Below are 17,967 nucleotides of genomic sequence, written 5' to 3'. Positions count from 1 at the left end.
CCATGCTGTTCCGACAGTTCGCGGAGATCTGTCGAAGGCGGGGGGGGCCGGTTGCGGGGGTGTCCGCGGCATGGATGCCGCGGCCAAGCTCACAGGGACGTACTTGCAGCGTCCCCCGCAACCGGACCCACCCCGCCTTCCCCCAGGAAACCGGCTTTGGCTGTTGCTGTTGCTGTAGAGGTTGCCGGCCAGCGGCCGGCACTACCGGGTGCCGGGCACAGCCCGGCCATCACGTCCCCACGTGCACGCGATTGGCCTGTTCGGCCAATCCCAGGTGATCCAGCGCGATGTCCAGCGCCAGCACATAGCTCTGCGCACCGTACCCGGCGGCGATGCCCAGGCGCTGGCCGACACCGGCCGGCAGGCACGGCTCGGCCACCGCGCCGTCGTCATGTACTTCCACGTAGGCGTTGTGCAGGTAGGGCAGCAGGCGCTGAAGACGCAGGCTGTTGGCACACGCACCCGGGTCCAGCAGCGTCACCTCGCCACGGCTGTGGTCGGCCACGCGCAGGGCGTCCAGCAGTTCCTGTTCCGAGCCGCAGGCGCGTATCGCCACGCTGGTGCCGGCGTCGATCGCCCGGTGCACCAGCGACTTCAATACCGGCGCCGGCAGTGGCATCGCCGTGCGGATCAATGCACCGGCGGCTTCCGGGCCACGGATGATGAAGATCGACATCGCTCAGCCCTCCTGCGCCAGGCGGCGGCCGACGATGGCCAGCGACAACGGGTAACCGGCCTGCTGACTGCGCTGGTCGATGACCACCGCCGCGGGGCCATGCTGCAGTCGCAGGCGCGACTCCAGGCCGGGCTCGCTGGGTGCCTGCAACTCGATGTACTGCGCCGGCAGCCGTTCCAGCGCCGCCTGCAGCGCACCGCCCTCGGCCTGCCATTGCGCCTCGTCGGCCACGCCGACATCCAGCAGCACCCAGTCGGCCGAACGCGCCTGCGGCTGGCACAGGCACTGGCGCACTTCGGACAGGCTGGCGCAGTCGCTGCACAGTACGCGATGGCCGCTCAGCTGCGCCGGCAATTGCGGGCGCGGCGCGGACGAAGATGCGTGGCGGATCACCAGGAGGGTCATACAACACCTTGCGGAATGCGCCCTGTGGCGCGGTGGGCACACGATGCGCGCGCTGGCCGTAAAGGTGCGATGCCCGCGGCCGGTCCCGCGCGTAAAACCTGCGTAACCCGGCGCTACCGGGAACCTCTCCCCCCATGTGTGGTCTGATGCAGCTACCACCCACCCGGAGCCTGCCATGGACGCCGTTGCCCGCCCTCCCTTTTCTGATCGCGCGCTGGCCTGGCTGAAAAAGGAGGCGCTGCCGTTGCTGGTGATGCTCGGCCTGCTCGCCGCCGCCCGCGATACCCTCGCCAACCACTACGTGGTGCCCAGCGGTTCGATGCAGCCGACCCTGCAGCCCGGCGACCGGGTGGTGGTGGACATGCGCGCCTACGGCCTGCGCCTGCCATTCACCAGCAGGGAGCTGATGTCCACCGGCACGCCGCAGCGCGGCGAAGTGGCGGTATTCGATTCGCCAGCCGACGGCACCCGCCTGATCAAGCGCGTTGCCGCAGTGGCCGGTGACCATGTGCAGCTGCACGAAGGGCACCTGACCATCAACGGCCAGCCGCTGCAGACCGCGGACCTGCAGGATGTGGAAGCCTTCGGTGAACGCCGTGCCAGCCTCGATCTGGACATGGGGGGCGGCCCGGACATCGCCGACCTGGTGGTGCCGGACGGCAAGGTGCTGGTGCTGGGTGACCACCGTGGCAACAGCTTCGATGGCCGCTTCTTCGGCTTCGTAGATGCCGACAAGGTCTACGGCCGTGCGGTGGCGGTGTACTACCGCCGCGGCGACGGTTTCGAGTGGCAGCGCCTGTAAGCTTAATTGATACTTCTTGAGTATCAATCCTGACTTATCAGGTTATGGATCGACTGGATGGACGGGCCTAGTCTGAGGCCCGTTCCCTCCCACGCTCGGCCGTCCCCACCGGCCCTTCGATTCCATGACTGGCGAAACTGCGGCGGCCGTTGAAGGCCGTCCCTCCACTCTCGATACCGGCACCGACACCCGCATCCAGCAGGGCACCCCGGCCTTCCGCCGCACCGCGCTGGCGCTGTTCCTGGCCGGCTTCTCCACCTTCGGCCTGCTGTACACCGTGCAGCCGCTGCTGCCCGAGTTCAGCCGTCACTTCGGCGTGTCCGCCGCCGGCAGCGCGATGTCGCTGTCGTTGACCACTGGCACGCTGGCGGTGGCGATGCTGCTGGCCGGCCTGCTGTCCGACGCGGTCGGCCGTCGCCCGTTGATGATCGTTGCGCTGTTGGCGTCGGCCATGCTGTCGCTTTGCACCGCGCTGGTGGACGACTGGACCACGCTGCTGGTGCTGCGCACCCTGCTTGGCCTGGCGCTGAGCGGCGTACCGGCGGTGGCGATGACCTACCTGGTCGAGGAAATGGACAGCCGTGCGCTGGGCCTGGCGATGGGCCTGTACATCGGCGGCAACGCCATCGGTGGCATGAGCGGGCGCCTGCTGGCCGGCATCATCGCCGATCACTGGGGCTGGCGCTGGGGCATCGGCGTGGTCTCGATCATCGCCGTGGCCAGCACCGTGCTGCTGTGGCTGCAGCTGCCGCCGTCGCGTCACTTCCAGCCCCGCCGTGATGGCCTGCGCCAGTTGCCGTCGCGCTGGCGCATGCTGTTCGCCGACCCGGGCCTGCCGTGGCTGTTCGCCACCTCGTTCGTGCTGATGGGCGTGTTCGTCACCCTCTACAACTACCTGGGCTATCACCTGCTGGCGCCGCCCTACCATCTCAGCCAGACCGTGGTCGGGCTGATCTTCAGCGTCTATCTGGTGGGTACCTTCAGTTCGGCGTGGATGGGCCACCAGGCCACGCGCTACGGACGCGGCCGCATCCTGTCGATCTCGTTCGCGCTGATCGGCGCCGGCATCGCGCTGCTGGCGATGCCGTGGCTGAGCACGATGGCGCTGGGTATCGCACTGGTGACGTTCGGCTTCTTCGGTGGTCATTCCGTGGCCAGCAGCTGGGTTGGAAGCCGCGCCGGTGCGATGCGTGCGGAAGCCTCGGCGCTGTACCTGTTCGCCTACTACCTGGGGTCCAGCGTGCTGGGCGGTGTGGGTGGCCTGGCCTATGCGGCCTGGGACTGGCTTGGCGTATGCGCGTTCGCGGCCGTGCTGACCCTGGTCGGCGGCGGCATCGTCTGGGCGTTGCAGCAGCGCGCGCCGCAGCCGGTCACGGCGTGAACCGACGCACGGCAGTGCCGGCCGCTGGCCGGCAACCATGGTGTGGCGGGTTTGCCGAGGTAGAGTCGACTGTTAGTCGACTGCTCTTCCATCAGATCGCGAAAACCCCGCCCTGCGCGCGATAGTCGACTAACAGTCGGCTCTACCGGCGAATGCCCCGCGCAGCAGCGTGGCGAAATTGCGGATCAACGGGGTTACCCGTTCGCGATGCCACGCCAGCTGCACTTCCGAATGGGCACCGGCATCGGCCAGCGCCACGAAGCGCGATCCTTCCACCCGGATGTGATCGCACGAAGACGGCAGGATCGCGGCGCCCAGGCCTGCGGCGGCCAGGCTGATCAGCGTCGAGGCTTCACCCGCCTCCTGCACGATGCGCGGCGTGAATCCGGCAGCCGCGCACAACGCGATCATGTGGTCGTGGATGCCGGCACCGGCACTGCGGCGGAACGCCACGAATGGCTCCTGCGCGAAGTCGCGCAGCGACAGCGTGCCCTGCTTCGACAGTCTGCGCAGGGCAGGATGGTCGGCATGCACGATCAACGCCAGCGGATCGACGAACAGGCTGTGCGCCACCAGTTCCGGCGGCAGCGCACGCTTGCGGATGATGCCCACGTCCAGTGACCCGTCGAGCAGCGCGTCGATCTGCTGCAGGGTGTTCATCTCGCTCAGCTGCAGCCGCACCTGCGGATACTGCTGGCGGTAATGCAGGATCGAACGCGGAATCTGCGGCGACAGCGGCGTGGCGCGGGTCAGGCCGATGTGCAGTTCACCCTGCTCACCGCGCTGCGCGCGCTGTACCTCGTCCACCGCCGCTTCCACCTGCTGCACGATGGCGCGTGCACGTTCCTGCAGCAGCTCGCCCGCAGGCGTCAGCTGCACACGACGATGGCTGCGCACGAACAGGCGCGCACCGATCAGGTCCTCCAGCTGGCGGATCTGCTGGCTGAGCGGCGGCTGCGACATGCCCAGCCGCTCCGCCGCCTGGCCGAAGTGCAGCGTATCGGCGACAGCGAGGAAGTAACGCAGGTGGCGGAGTTCGATGGACATGCGGCCAGTTTATTCATCGTCAGCCGGAAATGAATCAGAGATGGGATCCGATCCCGTGCCGACCAACGGTCGGCACCCACCAACAGCAGCTGGCACCAACAGCAGCAACCAACTGTCGAAGGCGGGGTGGGTCCGGTTGCGGGGGTGTGAGCGACATGGATGCCGCGACCAAGCCTCGGGGGTCACTTCATGGACGGGTTTACGGCGTCCCCCACAACCGGACCCACCCCGCCATCCCACGGAATGCCCGCTGTTGCCGTTGACGTTGCCGTTGCTTCGGCCTCTGCAGGTGCAGGGCGGCAGCCCTGCAAACCAGAACACCCCTCACCGCTCCGAATGCCCGCTCTGGTCGTAATCGCGTGGGCTGAACAACTCCGGCTGGATCAGCTCGATGAACGCCCGCGCCTGCGCCGACAGCGCCTTGCCCCGGCGCACGATCACCCCGTAACTGCGTTCTGGGAACCAGCGCTTCATCGATCGCGCCGCCAACCGCTCGCGGTCGGCCTCGTTCAGGCACAGCGCCGGCACGATCGAAATGCCCATGCCCATCGCCACGTACTGCTTGATCACCTCCCAGCCGCCGACCTCCAGTGCCACGGTGTAGGCGATGCGGTGGCGCTGGAACACCTGGTCCACCAGCCGGTAGGTGATCTGCCGCTTCGGCGGCAGCACCAGCGGATAGCGCGCGATGTCGGCCAGCTCCAGCTCGCCGCCACTGGCCAGCGGATGATCGTGCGGTGCGATCAGCACCTGCTCGAAGCGGTAGGCCGGGGCGTAGCTCAGGTCGGCCGGCACATCGGTCATCGAACCGATCGCCAGGTCGGCGGCATCCTCGCGCAGCAGGTCGGTGCCGTCGGCGCTGATCGCGTTGTGCAGGGTCAGACGCACGTCCGGGTGATGCAGGCGGAAGCGTTCGACGATCTTCGGCAGCAGGTAGAGGATGGTGGAACTGTTGGCGGCGATGTTCAGTTCGCCCGCATCCAGGCCGCGCACCTTGTCGCGGAAGCGCGCCTCCAGCCCGTCCAGGTTTTCCACCAGTGGTTGCGCCATTTCATACAGCAGCTGGCCCTCGCGGCTGGGCACCAGGCGGCGCCCGCTGCGCTCGAACAGCGGCACCCCCAGCTCCCGTTCCAGCGCCTGCAACTGAAGGCTGATCGCCGGCTGGCTGACGAAAAGTGCCTCAGCCGCCCGTGAGACCGAGCCCAGGCGCACGGTCTGGCAGAACGCGCGCAGCGGCTTCAACCGGTCGGATTTGTAGGAAAAACGAGGACTTGGCGAGGGGCGCGTGGTCATGGCGTCACAAGTATTAGCACAAGTTATGTAAAGCATTGCAAAAACTGTTTTGCCAAATACTCCGGCCCAGCGGCACCGTGGAGTCGTTCCCCCACCGCTGGAGTCGCCCCATGTCCGCCGTCGCTTCCGCTGTTCCCACCCCTGCCAGCAAGGCTACCCCCGGCATCGCCCTGGCGACCCGCGTGGCCGGCCAGGACACCGTGCTGCCGGCGCCGCTGCTGGCCCTGCTGGTGTCGCTGCACCGCGCGGTGGAGCCGGGCCGGCAGGCACAGCTGCAGGCCCGCCGCGAGCGCCAGGCGTTCTTCGACCAGGGCGGCCTGCCGGACTTCCGTGAAGACACCACCGCGATCCGCAACGGCGACTGGCGCGTTGCCCCGCTGCCGGCCGCGCTGCAGGACCGCCGCGTCGAGATCACCGGCCCGACCGACCCGAAGATGGTCATCAACGCGCTGAACTCCGGCGCCAAGGTGTTCATGGCCGACTTCGAGGATTCGACCTCGCCGACCTGGCGCAACCTGCTGGCCGGCCAGCAGTCGCTGGCGGCGGCGGTGCGCGGTGACCTGCAATTCACCGCTGCAAATGGCAAGCACTACAGCCTGCGCCCGTACGACGAGCAGGCGGTGCTGATCGTGCGCCCGCGCGGCTGGCACCTGGACGAAAAGCACGTGGCCATCGACGGCCAGCCGCTGGCCGGTGGCCTGTTCGACGCGGCGGTGTTCGCCTTCCACAACGCCCGCACCCTGCAGGCGAAGGACCGCGGCCCGTACTTCTACCTGCCCAAGCTGCAGAGCATGGAAGAGGCGGCGCTGTGGGAGACCGCGCTGTCGCACATCGAAGGCATGCTCGGCCTGCCGCATGGCCAGATCAAGGTGACGGTGCTGATCGAAACGCTGCCGGCGGTGTTCGAGATGGACGAGATCCTGCACGCGCTGCGTGACCGCATCGTCGGCCTGAACTGCGGGCGCTGGGACTACATCTTCTCGTACCTGAAGACCTTCCGCCGCCACGCCGACCGCGTGCTGCCCGAACGCGGCCAGGTGACCATGACCCAGCCGTTCCTGAAGGCCTATTCGGAACTGCTGATCCAGACCTGCCACCGCCGCGGTGCGCATGCGATGGGCGGCATGGCCGCGCAGATTCCGATCAACAACGATGCCGCCGCCAACGAACAGGCGATGGCCCGCGTGCGCGCCGACAAGCTGCGCGAAGTCACCGCTGGCCATGACGGCACCTGGGTTGCGCACCCGGCGCTGATTCCGGTGGCGATGGCGATCTTCGACGAACACATGCCCGGTGCGAACCAGCACAGCGTGCTGCGCCAGGACGTGCGCGTCGGCCGCGACGAACTGATCGCACGGCCGCCGGGCACCATCACCCGCGCCGGTTTCGAAGGCAACGTGGAAGTCTGCGTGCGCTACCTGGCCGCTTGGCTGGATGGCAACGGCTGCGTGCCGATCCACCACCTGATGGAGGATGCGGCCACCGCCGAGATCAGTCGCAGCCAGCTGTGGCAGTGGCTGCACACGCCGGGCCAGCAGCTGGACGACGGCACCGCGATCGACCTCGCGCTGCTGGATTCCACCCTCTCGCAGCTGCCGGCACGGCTGGGCGATACCGCCGCGCTGCCCGGTGGCGCACGCATCGGCGAGGCCATCGCCCTGCTCGGCGAACTGAGCCGCAGCGACGAACTGACCGATTTCCTGACCCTGCCGGCCTACGCGCGCATCGACTGACCGACTGCCCGCAAACCCGCCGTTTCCCTCCCCGTTGCACGCACGAACCGAACTGGAGAAAGACATGAGCAAGCTGCCCACTGCCGAACAGATCCAGCACGACTGGGATACCAACCCGCGTTGGGAAGGCATCCAGCGCAACTACAGCGCCGCCGACGTGGTGCGCCTGCGCGGCACCGTCCACATCGAGCATTCGCTGGCCCGCCTGGGTGCGGAGAAGCTGTGGGCATCGCTGCATGAGCGCGAGTTCGTCAACGCGCTGGGTGCGCTGACCGGCAACCAGGCCATGCAGCAGGTCAAGGCCGGGCTGAAGGCGATCTACCTGTCCGGCTGGCAGGTGGCGGCCGACGCCAACCTGGCCGGCCAGATGTACCCGGACCAGTCGCTGTACCCGGCCGATTCGGTGCCGGCGGTGGTCAAGCGCATCAACAACACGCTGCTGCGTGCCGATCAGCTGCACCACGCCGAAGGCAAGGATGACATCGACTTCCTGCAGCCCATCGTGGCCGACGCAGAAGCCGGTTTCGGCGGCGTACTCAACGCCTTCGAACTGATGAAGGCGATGATCGAGGCCGGCGCCGCCGGCGTGCATTTCGAAGACCAGCTGGCGTCGGTGAAGAAGTGCGGCCACATGGGCGGCAAGGTGCTGGTGCCGACCCGCGAGGCCATCGAGAAGCTCAACGCCGCACGCCTGGCCGCCGACGTGCTGGGCGTGCCGACCCTGCTGGTCGCGCGCACCGATGCCGAGGCCGCGGATCTGCTGACCAGTGACATCGACGGCAACGACCGCCCGTTCACCACCGGCGAGCGCACCGTCGAGGGCTTCTACAAGACCCGCAATGGCCTGGACCAGGCGATCAGCCGTGGCCTGGCCTACGCGCCCTACGCCGACCTGGTGTGGTGCGAGACCGGCAAGCCGGACCTGGAATTCGCACGCAGGTTCGCCGAGGCGATCCATGCGAAGTTCCCGGGCAAGCTGCTGGCCTACAACTGCTCGCCCAGCTTCAACTGGAAGAAGAACCTGGACGACGCCACCATCGCCAAGTTCCAGCGTGAGCTGGGCAGCTATGGCTACAAGTTCCAGTTCATCACCCTGGCCGGCTTCCACGCGCTGAACTACGGCATGTTCAATCTGGCCCACGGCTACGCACGCCGCCAGATGAGCGCGTTCGTGGAACTGCAGGAAGCCGAGTTCGAAGCCGCCGAGCGTGGTTTCACCGCGGTCAAGCACCAGCGCGAGGTTGGCACCGGCTACTTCGATGCCGTGACTCAGGCGATCCAGCAGGGCCAGTCCTCGACCACCGCGTTGACCGGCTCGACCGAAGAAGAGCAGTTCCACGGCGGGCGCAGCGAACGCGCCGCGTGATGCGGTAGTGCCGGCCGCTGGCCGGCACCCACGTGCGCCTTCGGGCACTACGGAGAAGCCGGCCAGCGGCCGGCTCTACCGGGGTCGCGAATCCGATCAGGGTGGCCAGGGAAGGGCCAGGCAACGCCGGCCGGTCGGGGGACTTGCCGGCGTTGTTGTATCGATGGAAACGCGATGAACGCATGCAGCGTCAATCCAGCGCACCCCACAGTCCGGCAACTTGGCCGAAACCCTGTGAAGGTGGCCATCAGATTGATCCGGAACGACTTTTCCCTGGACCGTGGCGGGCAGAACGGCCACCGTGCGCCTTCACATCGGGAAAGCGGACCACACGGCTCAAAATGAGATAGGGCGCACATTTTAAAGCGGTGCTATGCTCCGCGGCTCACCAGGGGACGCTGGCGGCGGGTGCAGGGAATGACCGGCAGGGGTGCGGCCGAGAACAGTGATGTGACGTCAGGTATCGCCCGGGTGGCGATGGCCGAGATCGTGCATGCGCTGCTGTCCGATGCCGAGGTCGCATTGTTCGCCAGATTTGCCCGTCCACGCAAGCTTCATGCCGGGCAGTGGCTGTTCCAGCGTGGCCACCGTGGCGAGCGCATGTACGTGATCCTGGAAGGCCAGATCGAACTGGATTTCGGCGAGGACCTGGTGATCAAGACCCTCGGGCAGCAGGAGTTCTTCGGTGAGCTGGGCCTGCTGGTGGGTGACCACCCGCGCAGCGCCAGTGCGCGCGCCCTGGTGGACTGCGAGGTGCTTGAGCTGGGGCCCGCCGACTTCCATCGTCTGGTGGAATCCGATCCGGGCCTGGTCGCCTACTTCCTGCGCCGCACGATCATGCGCGTGCTGACCAACGAACAGGCGCTGATCAGCCAGCTGCGCCGGCGCAACCATGATCTGGAAACCGCGCTGGACAATCTGTACATCACTACCCACCAGCTGACCCACACCCGTGAACTGGTGCGTACCGATGAACTGACCGGGCTGCACAACCGCCGTGGCCTCACCCTGTACCTGCAGGAATGCCGCGCCGATGGCAGTGGGCTGCCGCAGGCGCTGCTGCTCATCGACTGCGACCGCTTCAAGCAGATCAATGACCGCCATGGCCACCAGGCCGGCGATCGCGTGCTGCAGAGCATGGGCAACATCCTGCGCTCGATGGCCGGTGAGCAGGACCTGGCCTGCCGGCTCGGCGGTGACGAGTTCTGCCTGATCCTGCGTCGTGGCAACCACGAGATCGTGCAGCACGCGGCAGAGTTCATCCTCAGCGCGGTACACGGCCTGCTTGAGCGCAGCCACGGCACGCCGCACGTCAGCCTGGTCAGCATCGGCGCCAGCCTGCTGGACCCGGATGCGGGCTGGAGCGAGTGGTACGCCAGCGCGGATCGTGCGCTGTACCAGGCCAAGCGTGATGGTGGCAACTGCCTGCGTTGGGCAGACGCAGTGGACTCACCCTAGATCGGGAGACAGAGGCGATGAATGGCGACAACGGAACGTCGGCGCCGCACAACCAGCAACTGCGCGCCCTGCTGTTCACCGACCTGTGTGACTCGCTGCTGCTGGTCGAACGCATCGGCGATGTCGCTGCCGCAGAACTGTTCCAGGAACACGACCGCCTGGTGCTGGCGCTGCAGCAGCGCTGGAACGGCCAGCTGATCGATCGCTCCGACGGGCTGTTCATGCTGTTCGAGCGCCCGATCGACGCGCTTGGCTTCGCATTGGATTACCAGCGTGGGCTGCAGCCGCTGGGGCAGAGACACGAGATCCATCTGCAGGCGCGGGCCGGTCTGCATGTGGGCGATGTGCTGACCTGGGAGAACAGCGCCGAGGCAGTGCGGGCTGGGGCCAAGGCGATTGAAGTCGAAGGCCTGGCCAAGCCGACGGCGGCGCGCCTGATGCAGTTGGCACGTCCGGGCCAGATCCTGCTTTCGGCGGTGGCCGAATCCATCGTGCGTCGCTCCAGTGGGTCGCTGGGCGCGATGGCTGAAGGCCTGCAATGGCGATCGTTCGGGCGATGGCGCTTCAAGGGCGTGAGCCAGCCAGCCGAAGTCTACGGCGTGCAGGCGGCGGGCATGCCCACCCCGGGGCGGCTGCGGCACACGGCCAAGGCCCGGCGTGATCTTCCGTTGTGGCGCCGTCCGCTGGCGATGGCGGCGCAGGCCGCCGTACTGCTGGCCGCAGTGCTTGGTGTCTGGTTGCTGACCCGGCCACAGCCGGCCATCGCGTTCGCCGAACGCGACTGGGTGGTGCTCGGCGGGCTGCATAACCTCACCGGCAATCGACTGCTCGATGACGCCCTGGACCAGGCGTTCCGGATCAGTCTCGAGCAGTCCCGCTACGTCAACGTCGTCAGTGACGACCGCGTCAGCCGTACCCTTGAGATGATGCGGAAACCGCCGGATCGCGGTGTCCGCGAACGTGGCGATGCCGCCGCTGTGGCGGTGCGCACGGGCGCCCGCCTGGTGTTCGTGCCATCGGCGACCGATGTCGGCGGCCGAACCCGCTTCAGCGTGGAGGTGGTCGAGCCGTCGACGCTGCGCACCCTGGCCGTGGTATCCGCCGATGCGAAGGCGGGTGCGGTACTGGCGGCGGTGGACGATGTTTCGCGCCAGCTGCGCGATCGCCTGGGCGAAGAGCCCGCATTGATCCAGCGCGACAGCCAATCCCTGCCGGAGGTGACCACGGGCAGCATGGATGCGTTGCGTGCGTTTGCCTTGGGCCAGAAGCGCTACAGCCGAGGAGATTTCAACGGCGCGATGGCGTTCTTCGGGCAGGCGATCGAGGTCGATCCTGAGTTCGCCCTGGCATGGCTGGGCCAAGCCCGCTGTCGCTTCGCCATGATGAATTACCGCGATGCCCGGCGTCTGCTGGCAGAGGCCGACCGTCGATCAGGGCACCTTACGCCACGCGAGCGCCTGTACGTGCAGAACTGGGCGCTGCAGATCAGTGATCCGGATCGCGCCACCGATGGCTGGGCGCGCATGGCGGAGCTGTATCCGGATTACATGCCTGCAAGCTACAACGCCGGTCTGAATCTTTTCCACGAGAACCGCCTTGCCGAGGCCCTGGCGCTTTCCAGGCGTGTTGCACAAAGCAGGGTCGAACTGCCTGAGATCGCGCAGGACCAGTACGGCCGCGCCTTGCTGGCCAGCGAGCGCTACGCAGAGGCTGACATCGCGTTCAGTCGTGCCGCCGGCAATGGTTGGGAAGGTGCATTGATGCGCCAGGCGACGGTAGCGGCAGCGCGTTCCGAGTTCGAGAAGGCCAATGCGCTGCTTGGGCGGATCGATCCAGGCAACTTCCATGCTGGCAATTTCGCTACCACGATTGCGCTTGACCAAGGCGATGTCGAGGGCGCCATCAAGCTCGCCGAACAGGGAAGGATGCTTGCCGGACAGCGCCAGGGCATGGATCGGTACAACTTCGACATGCCCCTGGCCGTCGCCTACATGATGGCCGGCAGAAGGTCGAAGGCGCTGATGGTGGCGCGCGTGGCCGCGACCGCGCCGTTCGCAGAGCTGAGCGGCGAACCCGCGGTGGAGGTAGTGGATCGCCTGGTTGCAGCACACGCAGCAGCCTTGCTGGCACTGAGACTGGGCGATGCCGCACCGGCCAAGGCGGTCCAGGCCCGGATGAACGCGCTTCAGGATCTCCCTGACAGCAGCGTGTTGCGCCAGTACGTCACCCTGTTGGCCGGGCGGATGATGCAGCATGAGGGCCGGCCCCAGGCCGGGCTGGACCTGCTCGTACCGCTGCTGAAGAAGCAGCCACGCCTGCAGGTGCGGCTGGCAGTGCGTGACCTGGCGCTGGAGGCGGGCCTGAAGGATGTTGCCCAGGAGCAGACGCGTTGGCTGCGTGATCGCCCCGGATTTGCATATGCAGAAGCGCAATGCAGCTTCTGCCTGCAGGCGCTTAACGTAGTGGATGTGCGGAGGCTCATGGCGACGCCGGCAATCGAGGCTGCCGACACCATGGCCTCGATGCCTCAGCGCAGCGTGCGCGGCGAGCCGTAACCGTCCTCAAGCATCGGCACGGAGTAGCCGGTACCACTGGTCAGCATGGCGATGATCTGCTCTTCGGCCTGTGCGATGACGTCTTTCTCCGCCAGGCAGATGTTCTTGCAGCAATCCTGGACGAACTGCTGAAGGTCAGCCGGGTTGGATGGAACGTGTCCAGCCAGCAGTATCGCGGCAGCCGTGTCGGTGGCGAAGAGCTGGCGGAAGGTGTCATCGGTGGCGAGGCGCTGAACCAGCGTCCTTGCGACCGGCAGCGAGAGCGTCAACGTGGGCATTGTGTCCTGCATCCATGGAGTGTCGAGGGGCAGTGGTGATGTCGGCTTGGCCAAGCGGTTCTTGAGAGGGTAGAGCGGGAGATGTAAAGGAATCGGGTCGCGGTTCGATAACGTGGATTCACGATGAAGGAAGGGCTGATCCGATGGATGTCAGGCGCTGCGCGATCGTAGTGGTACAGCCCACCGAGCAGATCCGGTTCGAGTTTGAGGGCCTGCTGCGCGGTGGTGATGGGCTGGTGCGCACGCTTGCCTGGGAGGCACTCGCCCCCCACCTGGATGGACCGGTGGTGCTGGACGCTGCGGCACAGGCACTGCTGGGAAGCCTGAGCCCAAGTGCATGGACCACGCTTGAGGCAGGGAAGGCCTGTTCACCCGCGATGGACCTGCTGATCGCCAGTGGCCTGGTGTTGACCCGGGGGCAGGATGACGATGTTGCCGCTCGTGACGAGCGGCTGCGTGCAACGCATTGGCATCCCCTGGCTGCGGTCATGCATGCCTTCTCACGCTGGGAGGATGTTGACGCCGTTCGCAACATGCGTGAATCACAGATCGAAACGGCCTCGCAGATGCGCAGGACGTTGGGACCGCCGCCACCGCACGCTGCCGCTGCCGACGCTGGGTTGGTACCACTGCCGCCTCAGCAGTCCAACGATTTCGACGCACTGCTGGCGCGGCGCGTCACCTGCCGGAACTTCGATGTCACCCGATCACTGCCGCTGCCCCTGCTGAGCCAGATGCTGCAGCGGGCATTCGGCAGCAGCAGCTGCCAGCGCGAAGGCGATGATCTGGTGTTCCTGAAGAAGAACGTCCCTTCGGGCGGCGGACTGCATCCTGTGGAAGCCTACGTGCTGGTGCGCAATGTCGATGGACTTGCCGCGGGCATGTACCTCTATCGAGCGCAGGGCCACGGACTGATGCCGGTTGATTGCCCCGTGGCCATCGATCGCGACTTCGTGATGTCCATGGTCGGCCAGCAGCACTGGTTCGCGGATGCGCACGTGCTGGTGGTCCTGGCCCCGCGTTTCAACAGGACGTACTGGAAGTATCGCCAGCATGGGAAAAGCTATCGGGTTGTCGCGATGGAGGCGGGACATCTATCCCAGACGCTGTACCTGGCGGCCACGGATGCCGGCCTGGGAGCATTCATTACTGCAGCGATCAACGAAAAGCCCATCGAACGTGCCCTGGGCCTGGACACGATCAACGAGGGGGTACTCGCGGTCTGCGGTTTCGGATGGCGTGCATCACGGATGACGACCAGCGAACTGGACCCGGCAGGCACGATCTGGAACCTTGAAGACCGCGCGGGCTGACCCCGCGCGGCCTCTGCTGCATCACGCCGCTTCGAAGTCCACCAGTACCGCGCCATCACCCACCTGGTCGCCGGCCTTGGCGCGATAGCCCTTCACCGTCCCATCCGCCGGTGCCTGCAGGGTGTGCTCCATCTTCATCGCTTCCAGCACCACCAGCGGCGTGCCGCGCTTGACCTCGGTGCCGGCCGCGACCAGTGTCGCGACGATCCTGCCCGGCATCGGCGCCAGCAGGCTGCCGGCATCCGCCACGGCGTGGTCCGATTCGCCCACCGGATCATGCAGGGTGAAGCGGTGCTGGCCGTCGGCGCCGAACAGGTACAGCTGGTCACCGTCGCGCAGCAGCTGCAGCGACCAGCGGCGTTCGCCCAGCTGCACGGTAAGATGCTGCGCATCGGCTGTGCCGATCACCTGAACCGGCGCGGCGTCATCGCGCTGCACGCGCCAGCCACCGGCCTGCGTCCAGACCTTCAGTGTGTGCCGGCGCTCGCCCTGCTGCAGCGGCAGCACGCGTGGCGCAGACGCGCCGAGGCGCCAGCCGTCCTGTGCCTGCCATGGCGAATGCGGGTCACGGGCATCGGTGGTGGCTGCTGCGGTGCTGGCCACGGCGGCCACCGCTGCCAGCAGCCACAGTGCATCGTTGCTGTCGCCGACTACGCTCAATGCCGCCTGTTCGCGTTCGATCAGCGCGGTATCCAGCCTGGCCTGCGCGAACGAACCGGTATTCACCAGCCGGCGCAGGAAGCCGGTATTGGTGGTCACGCCTACCACCTGGCAGTCGGCCAGCGCCTGGCTCATGCGGCGCAGCGCGGCATCGCGGTCCACGTCCCAGACGATCAGCTTGGCAATCATCGGGTCGTAGTACGGGGTGATGCTGTCGCCTTCCTCCACGCCGGTATCCACGCGCACATGGGCCGACGGGATTGGCAGGCGCAGGCGGCGCAGGGTGCCGGTGGAGGGCAGGAAGCCACGGTCGGCATCTTCGGCATACAGGCGCGCTTCGATCGCGTGGCCGTGGATGGCCAGCTGCTCCTGGCGCAGCGGCAGCGGCTGGCCCGAGGCCACGCGCAGCTGCCATTCCACCAGGTCGGTACCGGTGATGTACTCGGTGACCGGGTGCTCGACCTGCAGGCGGGTGTTCATTTCCATGAAGTAGAAATCGCCGTCCGGGCCGGCGATGAACTCCACCGTGCCCGCACCTTCATAGCCCACCGCGCGCGCGGCATCGACCGCCGCCTTGCCCATCGCAGCACGACGTTCCGCGCTCATGCCCGGGGCCGGCGCTTCTTCCAGCACCTTCTGGTGGCGGCGCTGCACCGAGCAGTCGCGCTCGAACAGGTACACCGCGTCACCGTGGCTGTCGCCGAATACCTGGATCTCGATATGGCGCGGGCGCTCGACATACTTCTCGACCAGCACGTGGTCGTTGCCGAACGCCGAGGCCGCCTCGCGCTGGCAGCTGGCCAGCGCATCGACGAAGTCCTCGCTGCGCTCGACCTTGCGCATGCCCTTGCCACCGCCACCGGCGCTGGCCTTGATCAGTACCGGGTAGCCGATGGCGTCGGCCTGCGTGCGCAGGAAGTCCGGTGCCTGCTGGTCGCCGTGGTAGCCCGGGGTCAGCGGTACGCCGGCCTTGGCCATCAGCGCCTTGGCCGCGCTCTTGTCGCCCATCGCGCGGATGGCGCTGGCCGGCGGCCCGATGAAGGTGATGCCGGCGGCGGCGCAGGCATCGGCGAAGTCGGCATTCTCGGACAGGAAGCCGTAGCCGGGGTGGATGGCCTGCGCGCCGGTCGCGCGTGCCGCGTCGAGCAGCGCATCGCCGCGCAGGTAGCTCTCACGCGCGGCGGCCGGACCAATGCGGATGGCTTCGTCGGCCAGGCGCACGTGGCGCGCGTTGCGGTCGGCATCGGAATACACCGCCACGGTGGCGATGCCGAGGCGGCGGCAGGTGGCGATGACGCGACAGGCGATTTCGCCACGGTTGGCGATCAGGACTTTGGTGAACATGGCAACGGGCTTCATGGGAGCGTGCTCGGTCATGGCATGGATTACATGCGGAACACGCCGAAGCGCGTCTGCTGCGGGGCGGCGTTGAGGCTGGCCGACAGCGCCAGGGCCAGCACCCGGCGGGTGTCGGCCGGATCGATCACGCCGTCGTCCCACAGGCGCGCGCTGGCGTAGTACGGGTGGCCCTGCTGCTCGAACTGGTCGCGGATCGGCGCCTTGAACGCGTCTTCCTCCGCAGCCGGCCACTGGCCGCCCTTGGCTTCGATGCCATCGCGCTTGACCGTGGCCAGCACGCTGGCGGCCTGCTCGCCGCCCATCACGCCGATGCGAGCGTTCGGCCACATCCACAGGAAGTTCGGCGAGTACGCGCGGCCGCACATGCCGTAGTTGCCGGCGCCGAACGAACCGCCGATCACCACGGTGAACTTGGGAACCTTGGCGCAGGCCACCGCCATCACCAGCTTGGCGCCGTCCTTGGCGATGCCGCCCTGTTCGTACTTGCGGCCGACCATGAAGCCGGTGATGTTCTGCAGGAACACCAGCGGGATGTTGCGCTGGGTGCACAGCTCGATGAAGTGCGCGCCCTTCAGCGCCGACTCGGAGAACAGGATGCCGTTGTTGGCGATGATGCCGATCGGGTAGCCATTCAGATGGGCGAAACCGGTGACCAGCGTTGCGCCATAGCGCGGCTTGAACTCGTCGAAGCGCGAGCCATCGACCAGGCGCGCGATCACTTCGCGCACGTCGTAGGGCTTGCGCGTATCGGCCGGGATCACACCGTACAGTTCGTGTGCCGGCAGCAGCGGTTCTTCGCTGGCCTGCACCGCCATCGCCGGTTCCGGCTTGCGCCAGTTCAGCTGCGCGATGATCGCACGCACCCGTGCCAGTGCCTGCAGATCGTTGTCAGCCATGTGGTCGGCCACGCCGGATATGCGCGTGTGCACGTCGGCGCCGCCCAGTTCCTCGGCGGTCACTACCTCACCGGTGGCCGCCTTCACCAGCGGCGGGCCGCCGAGGAAGATCGTGCCCTGCTCGCGCACGATCACCGTCTCGTCGCTCATGGCCGGCACGTAGGCGCCACCAGCGGTGCAGCTGCCCATCACGCAGGCGATCTGCGGAATGCCCTGCGCCGACAGGTTGGCCTGGTTGTAGAAGATGCGGCCGAAATGGTCGCGGTCGGGGAAGACTTCGTCCTGCAGCGGCAGGAACGCACCGCCGGAATCGACCAGGTAGATGCACGGCAGGTGGTTCTGTTCGGCAATCTCCTGCGCGCGCAGGTGCTTCTTCACCGTCATGGGGTAGTAGGTGCCGCCCTTGACCGTGGCATCGTTGGCCACGATCACGCACTCCACGCCGCTCACCCGGCCGATGCCGGCCACCACGCCGGCGGCTGGCACGGCGTCTTCGTACATGCCATGCGCGGCCAGCGGCGCGATTTCGAGGAGGGCGCTGCCGGGGTCGAGCAGGGCGTCGATGCGGTCACGCACCAGCAGCTTGCCGCGTGCGGTGTGCTTGGCGCGCGCGGCCTCGCTGCCACCCAGCGCGGTGCGCGCCAGGGTGGCGTGCAGATCGTCAACCACGGCCTGCATGGCCGCGCGGTTGGCTTCAAAGGTATCGCTGCCCGGTTGCAGCTGGCTGTTCAGGACGGTCATCGCG

14 protein-coding genes are annotated in these 17,967 nt (G+C 67.2%); 7 read left to right on the top strand and 7 right to left on the bottom strand.

Annotated features, from left to right (window positions below; genetic code table 11):
- Window positions 1-229: 229 nt before the first annotated feature.
- Together AC5P6X_RS13175 and AC5P6X_RS13170 are read right to left on the bottom strand one after the other, a co-directional pair.
- Entirely contained in the window at window positions 230-676 is a 447-nt protein-coding gene (locus tag AC5P6X_RS13175) for a 3-dehydroquinate dehydratase (protein WP_004153636.1), read from the bottom strand.
- 3 nt (window positions 677-679) lie between these two features.
- On the bottom strand, window positions 680-1,081 hold the full coding sequence (locus AC5P6X_RS13170) for a hypothetical protein (RefSeq protein WP_033835527.1): 402 nt from the start codon (window positions 1,079-1,081) through the stop codon (window positions 680-682).
- A 175-nt stretch (window positions 1,082-1,256) separates the two neighbouring features.
- Between AC5P6X_RS13170 and lepB the strand changes: the two genes are divergently transcribed.
- Both lepB and AC5P6X_RS13160 read left to right on the top strand, forming a co-directional pair.
- Window positions 1,257-1,883 carry a signal peptidase I gene (gene lepB / locus AC5P6X_RS13165; protein ID WP_005407648.1) on the top strand — a complete coding sequence of 209 codons (627 nt, stop codon included), beginning with the start codon at window positions 1,257-1,259 and terminating at the stop codon, window positions 1,881-1,883.
- 124 nt (window positions 1,884-2,007) lie between these two features.
- Window positions 2,008-3,264 carry an MFS transporter gene (locus tag AC5P6X_RS13160; protein WP_108269915.1) on the top strand — a complete coding sequence of 419 codons (1,257 nt, stop codon included), beginning with the start codon at window positions 2,008-2,010 and terminating at the stop codon, window positions 3,262-3,264.
- Window positions 3,265-3,393: 129 nt separating this feature from the next.
- On the opposite strand, the gene AC5P6X_RS13155 is transcribed toward AC5P6X_RS13160, so the two are convergent.
- Both AC5P6X_RS13155 and AC5P6X_RS13150 read right to left on the bottom strand, forming a co-directional pair.
- Window positions 3,394-4,311, bottom strand: a complete 918-nt coding sequence (locus AC5P6X_RS13155) for a LysR family transcriptional regulator (protein WP_005407650.1) — start codon at window positions 4,309-4,311, stop codon at window positions 3,394-3,396.
- Between the two features lie 324 nt (window positions 4,312-4,635).
- Complete coding sequence (locus tag AC5P6X_RS13150) at window positions 4,636-5,604, bottom strand: LysR family transcriptional regulator (protein WP_024956234.1); 969 nt, start codon at window positions 5,602-5,604, stop codon at window positions 4,636-4,638.
- Window positions 5,605-5,714: 110 nt separating this feature from the next.
- Between AC5P6X_RS13150 and aceB the strand changes: the two genes are divergently transcribed.
- From aceB to AC5P6X_RS13130, 4 genes are all read left to right on the top strand, one after another.
- Window positions 5,715-7,337 (top strand): malate synthase A, encoded by a 1,623-nt coding sequence (aceB, locus tag AC5P6X_RS13145; protein WP_049449340.1) that lies wholly within the window; start codon window positions 5,715-5,717, stop codon window positions 7,335-7,337.
- Between the two features lie 64 nt (window positions 7,338-7,401).
- A complete protein-coding gene (gene aceA, locus AC5P6X_RS13140) occupies window positions 7,402-8,703 on the top strand; it encodes an isocitrate lyase (RefSeq protein ID WP_005407653.1) in 1,302 nt (433 codons plus the stop codon).
- Window positions 8,704-9,120: 417 nt separating this feature from the next.
- A complete protein-coding gene (locus AC5P6X_RS13135) occupies window positions 9,121-10,161 on the top strand; it encodes a GGDEF domain-containing protein (protein WP_024956231.1) in 1,041 nt (346 codons plus the stop codon).
- Window positions 10,162-10,178: 17 nt separating this feature from the next.
- Window positions 10,179-12,716, top strand: a complete 2,538-nt coding sequence (locus AC5P6X_RS13130; protein WP_088436832.1) for a putative peptide modification system cyclase — start codon at window positions 10,179-10,181, stop codon at window positions 12,714-12,716.
- Here AC5P6X_RS13130 and AC5P6X_RS13125 read toward each other — a convergent pair.
- The gene (locus AC5P6X_RS13125; RefSeq protein ID WP_005407656.1) at window positions 12,689-12,994 is read right to left on the bottom strand and encodes an NHLP-related RiPP peptide; all 306 of its coding nucleotides are present in this window, start codon (window positions 12,992-12,994) and stop codon (window positions 12,689-12,691) included. The two genes, AC5P6X_RS13130 and AC5P6X_RS13125, sit on opposite strands and share 28 nt — an antisense overlap.
- A gap of 143 nt (window positions 12,995-13,137) precedes the next feature.
- Here AC5P6X_RS13125 and AC5P6X_RS13120 point away from each other — a divergent pair, with 143 nt between their 5' ends.
- Window positions 13,138-14,307, top strand: a complete 1,170-nt coding sequence (locus AC5P6X_RS13120) for a putative peptide maturation dehydrogenase (RefSeq protein WP_099606035.1) — start codon at window positions 13,138-13,140, stop codon at window positions 14,305-14,307.
- Between the two features lie 21 nt (window positions 14,308-14,328).
- On the opposite strand, the gene AC5P6X_RS13115 is transcribed toward AC5P6X_RS13120, so the two are convergent.
- Window positions 14,329-16,344, bottom strand: a complete 2,016-nt coding sequence (locus tag AC5P6X_RS13115; protein WP_425531778.1) for an acetyl/propionyl/methylcrotonyl-CoA carboxylase subunit alpha — start codon at window positions 16,342-16,344, stop codon at window positions 14,329-14,331.
- An 8-nt stretch (window positions 16,345-16,352) separates the two neighbouring features.
- Window positions 16,353-17,963: a carboxyl transferase domain-containing protein gene (locus tag AC5P6X_RS13110; RefSeq protein WP_049449351.1), complete on the bottom strand. Its 1,611-nt coding sequence runs from the start codon at window positions 17,961-17,963 to the stop codon at window positions 16,353-16,355.
- Window positions 17,964-17,967: the final 4 nt, after the last annotated feature.

The organism is Stenotrophomonas sp. YJH_SMC_40, from assembly GCF_059368615.1.
The sequence above is the reverse complement of the archived record's forward strand: the minus strand, read 5'-3'. Positions and strand labels throughout refer to the sequence as shown.

Coding starts and splice junctions, on each gene's coding strand:
- AC5P6X_RS13175 (WP_004153636.1), bottom strand. CDS start 676: ATGTCGATCTTCATCATCCGTGGCCCGGAAGCCGCCGGTGCATTGATC.
- AC5P6X_RS13170 (WP_033835527.1), bottom strand. CDS start 1,081: ATGACCCTCCTGGTGATCCGCCACGCATCTTCGTCCGCGCCGCGCCCG.
- lepB (WP_005407648.1), top strand. CDS start 1,257: ATGGACGCCGTTGCCCGCCCTCCCTTTTCTGATCGCGCGCTGGCCTGG.
- AC5P6X_RS13160 (WP_108269915.1), top strand. CDS start 2,008: ATGACTGGCGAAACTGCGGCGGCCGTTGAAGGCCGTCCCTCCACTCTC.
- AC5P6X_RS13155 (WP_005407650.1), bottom strand. CDS start 4,311: ATGTCCATCGAACTCCGCCACCTGCGTTACTTCCTCGCTGTCGCCGAT.
- AC5P6X_RS13150 (WP_024956234.1), bottom strand. CDS start 5,604: ATGACCACGCGCCCCTCGCCAAGTCCTCGTTTTTCCTACAAATCCGAC.
- aceB (WP_049449340.1), top strand. CDS start 5,715: ATGTCCGCCGTCGCTTCCGCTGTTCCCACCCCTGCCAGCAAGGCTACC.
- aceA (WP_005407653.1), top strand. CDS start 7,402: ATGAGCAAGCTGCCCACTGCCGAACAGATCCAGCACGACTGGGATACC.
- AC5P6X_RS13135 (WP_024956231.1), top strand. CDS start 9,121: ATGACCGGCAGGGGTGCGGCCGAGAACAGTGATGTGACGTCAGGTATC.
- AC5P6X_RS13130 (WP_088436832.1), top strand. CDS start 10,179: ATGAATGGCGACAACGGAACGTCGGCGCCGCACAACCAGCAACTGCGC.
- AC5P6X_RS13125 (WP_005407656.1), bottom strand. CDS start 12,994: ATGCCCACGTTGACGCTCTCGCTGCCGGTCGCAAGGACGCTGGTTCAG.
- AC5P6X_RS13120 (WP_099606035.1), top strand. CDS start 13,138: ATGGATGTCAGGCGCTGCGCGATCGTAGTGGTACAGCCCACCGAGCAG.
- AC5P6X_RS13115 (WP_425531778.1), bottom strand. CDS start 16,344: ATGACCGAGCACGCTCCCATGAAGCCCGTTGCCATGTTCACCAAAGTC.
- AC5P6X_RS13110 (WP_049449351.1), bottom strand. CDS start 17,963: ATGACCGTCCTGAACAGCCAGCTGCAACCGGGCAGCGATACCTTTGAA.